General features: G+C 75.7%; 3 protein-coding genes and 1 pseudogene. 3 read left to right on the top strand and 1 reads right to left on the bottom strand.

Annotated elements, in window-relative coordinates; translation table 11 throughout:
- Positions 1-522: ATP-binding cassette domain-containing protein (locus ACFVXK_RS38210; RefSeq protein WP_389621883.1), on the top strand; the 522-nt coding region annotated here is incomplete at its 5' end.
- Here the strand turns inward: ACFVXK_RS38210 and ACFVXK_RS38215 are convergent.
- On the bottom strand, positions 474-977 hold the full coding sequence (locus tag ACFVXK_RS38215) for a DinB family protein (RefSeq protein WP_389621887.1): 504 nt from the start codon (positions 975-977) through the stop codon (positions 474-476). The genes ACFVXK_RS38210 and ACFVXK_RS38215 overlap by 49 nt on opposite strands.
- 121 nt (positions 978-1,098) lie before the next feature.
- Here ACFVXK_RS38215 and ACFVXK_RS38220 point away from each other — a divergent pair, with 121 nt between their 5' ends.
- Positions 1,099-2,151 (top strand): hypothetical protein, encoded by a 1,053-nt coding sequence (locus ACFVXK_RS38220; RefSeq protein ID WP_389621890.1) that lies wholly within the window; start codon positions 1,099-1,101, stop codon positions 2,149-2,151.
- A gap of 81 nt (positions 2,152-2,232) precedes the next feature.
- A pseudogene (locus tag ACFVXK_RS38225) lies at positions 2,233-2,412 on the top strand (hypothetical protein); the annotation flags it as partial.

Below are 2,412 nucleotides of genomic sequence, written 5' to 3' on the forward strand. Positions count from 1 at the left end.
AAGTCGACCCTGCTGCAGGTGCTCGCGGGTCGCGTGCCGGCCGCGCACGGGAGCGTACGGGCACCGGGACGGGTCGGGCTGCTGCGGCAGGACGACCCGTGGTCCGGCGAACGCCGCAATGCCGCGGGGGCGTTCGGGGAGGAGGTGGCGCAGGCCCTGCTCGGCCACGGGCTGTTGGGCCCGGCCGACATCGGCAAGCCGGTACGGGAACTGTCCGCGGGGCAGCGGCGCAAGCTGGAGCTGGGCCGGCTCGTCGCGGGCGGCCCCTACGACCTGCTCCTCCTCGACGAGCCGACCAACCACCTGGCGCCCGGGGTCGTGGAGGACCTCGAGGCGGCGCTGGGCCCGTACACGGGGACCCTGATCGTCGTCAGCCACGACCGGCGGCTCCGGGCCGGGTTCGCCGGGAAGCGCCTGGAACTGGGCGCGCAGAAGGGCCCGGACGTCCGCTCCCGGACCGGGCCCGAGGGGCGTCAGCGCCCGGTCGAGCCGTCGATCGCCTCGCGCAGGATGTCCGCGTGACCCGCGTGCCGGGCGGTCTCCTCGATCATGTGGACCAGCACCCAGCGCATCGACGGCGGCGGGGTCTCCCGCAGCGAGCGGGCGCCCGGGCGGTCGAGGTCCGGGCAGGCGCGGACGACCTCGTTCGCCCGGGCGACCGCCTGGCGGTAGGCGTGCGCCAGGTCCGCCGCGGTGTCGTCGGCGCGGACCGGCTCCGCGTCGTCCCAGGGGTCGCGGCCGGCGCCGTCGTAGGCCCAGACGAACCAGTTGAGCTCGACGGCCGTCAGGTGCTTGAGCAGGCCGAGCAGGCTGGTCCCGGAGGGGACGCCGGCCGTGCGGACGGCCGGCTCCGGGACCCCGGCCGCCTTGGCGAGGACGGACTCGCGCAGGTAGTCCAGGAAGGCCGACAGGGTCTCCTTCTCACCGGAGTTCAGGCTGGGAGGCCGGAGATCGGGGCGGGACCGGGCGGTCGTCATGGCCCCACCGTAGACGATCGTCCGCCGGTCCCGGCCGGTTCCCGTCTTGTGAGCTCCTGGGGCATGGGGGAACGCTGTTGGCCTCACCGCAGGCATATTCGACCCCCAGGAGACAACAGCCATGCCCTTCGGACACACCGCTGTCGGCGCGCTCGTCACGGGGCTGGTGCTCGTGGCCACGGCCGCGGTCCCCGCCTCGGCCTCGCCCTCGGCCGCCACGGCCCCGGCCCTCCCGCCCGGCTGTACCAGCGGCGCCTTACCCGGCGGCGGCGCCCACATCGTGTGCACCCAGGGGCTGCGTCCGGCCGACGGCCCCCTGCGCGGCACCGACCGGGCGGACGTCATCGAGGTGCGGGGCGGCGACGCCCACCTGAACGGCGCGGTCGACGGTCTCGGCGGCGACGACGTGATCACCGTCGACCGCATCCTCGCCTCCGGGGACTCCGGCGGGGTCCGCGGCTCCGTCGACGGCGGGGACGGCGACGACCGGATCACCGTGACCGACACCGACCGGTTCAGCGCCGAGGGCCCCATCCGCGGCGGCGCGGGCGACGACACCATCACCACCGGCGACATGTCGTTCCGCGGACTCGTCGACGGCGGCCCCGGCAACGACAGGATCACCGCCGGCCGGGTCCACGTCACGAGCATCGACGGCGGGGACGGCGACGACACCGTGCGCCTCGCCGCCTACGTCGTGCCCGAGTACGACACGGCGAGCCGGCTCCACGGCGGCCCCGGAGACGACGTCCTCACCGTCGGCACGCTCGGCGGCCCGCTGCTTGGCGGCCCCGGAAACGACCTCATCACCGTGGACACGATCAACCGCCCGACGTCCCGTCTGCCGCGCCCCGTCGTGGTCGACGGCGACGAGGGCGACGACGTCATCCGCCTCGGACCGGTCGGCGCCCAGGAGTCCGAGCAGGAGCGGGCCGCCGCCATCCGCGGGGGCGCCGGAGCCGACCTCATCGAACTCCCCTCCGTCGGCCGGGCCCGCGGCGCCGCCGTGTCCGGCGACGACGGCGACGACGTCATCCAGGGCCCGGGCGGCACGCCCACCGCGGTCGGCCCCCAGGGCACCGTCGACGGCGGCAACGGCACCAACCTCTGCCGGACCACGCAGTCCACGGGAGGCACGGTCGTCCACTGCATGACGCGGCGGTGGACGTCGTGACCTGAGCAGACGCCTTGCCGGTGGACCGGCGCCCTGCTAGCTTCGAGCGATTTGATCACTCGGAGGGGGAGGTACCCAGAGGTGACCAGCTCCGGGATCCGGCGCGTGGCCGGGTTCGTGCTGCTCATGGCGGTAGCCGGGTGCGGAAGTCCGGCGCAGCCGCACCCGTCGGCGCCGGCCGCGCCGTCCGCGCCGGCCGCGCCACCGGCGCCGCTGTCGGCCGCCGAGCTGCGCAGGCACCTCCTGCCCGCGGTCATGCCG

The sequence above is a fragment of the Streptomyces sp. NPDC058157 genome (genome assembly GCF_042884105.1).
Classification (GTDB): Bacteria; Actinomycetota; Actinomycetes; order Streptomycetales; family Streptomycetaceae; genus Streptomyces.